Below are 1,006 nucleotides of genomic sequence, written 5' to 3'. Positions count from 1 at the left end.
ATGAAGTCACGTCTTACACCAACGACCAAATGCTGGCGGTTGTACCATCTAAACTCACGAATGAAAATGGCGATCAAGCAGTGATCGGTGCAGACAACCAAGCAGAGCTGAAACGCTTCTTTGTTGGTCCAAACGGTTGTGAAGTGACAGGCTTTACCATTAGCCCAGATTACAAATCGCTATTTGTAAACATTCAACACCCTGGTAACTGGCCATACAGTGATGATGCCGCGCAAGAAACTCCAGCTGGAACTACAGTTCGTCCTCGTGCAGCAACCGTTGTGATTCGTCGTGAAGATGGTGGCGAAATAGCGGTTTAATCTCATCGTGTATTAAGACCTTAAAACTCAAGCCCTGCAATTGCAGGGCTTGATGTTTAGGCTTGTGTTTCGCTGTCATTCACATATGTGCGTTAGCGTTTTAACGAACCACCTGCGGTACGAATCACATCCTGATACCAGTAGAAGCTCTTTTTGCGTTTACGTTCTAAAGTGCCTTGTCCATCATCGTGACGATCAACGTAGATATATCCGTAACGCTTGCTCATTTCTGCCGTTGAGTTGGCTACTAAATCAATCGGCCCCCAACTGGTGAAACCCATTAATTCAACGCCATCAAGAATAGCTTCGTGCGCTTGCACTAGGTGATCGTTGAGGTAGGCAATGCGGTAGTCATCTTGAATTTCGCCATTTTCGTCACATTCATCTCTCGCTCCCAAACCATTTTCCACGATAAAGAGCGGCTTTTGGTAGCGATCGTGCAAGAAGTTCAGCAAAATACGCAGCCCTTTGGGATCGATCAACCAGCCCCATTGGCTCTTTTCCAAATATGGGTTCGGCACGCTCTCAACAATATTGCCGACTTCCTTCTGTTTAGGATCCGCGCTCGCACAGCCACTGGCGTAGTAGCTGAAGGAGATAAAATCGACACTGGCCGAGGCAATATCTTCTAAATCGCCGTCTTGCATCTGGATGTTGATGCCATTTTCACGGAAATAGCGCTTCAT

2 protein-coding genes are annotated in these 1,006 nt (G+C 46.8%); one reads left to right on the top strand and one right to left on the bottom strand.

All coding sequences use genetic code 11. From position 1 onward, the window contains the following. The coding region (locus R7Q48_RS25040) for an alkaline phosphatase PhoX (RefSeq protein ID WP_318132828.1) at nt 1-320 on the top strand (320 nt) is incomplete at its 5' end. Between the two features lie 92 nt (nt 321-412). Here the strand turns inward: R7Q48_RS25040 and R7Q48_RS25035 are convergent. Then, a partial coding sequence (locus R7Q48_RS25035; protein WP_318132826.1) for a family 1 glycosylhydrolase occupies nt 413-1,006 on the bottom strand: 594 nt, incomplete at its 5' end.

This window comes from Vibrio sp. 378 (assembly GCF_033339435.1).
Note: the sequence above shows the minus strand (reverse complement) of the source record. Positions and strands in the feature narration are given on the sequence as shown.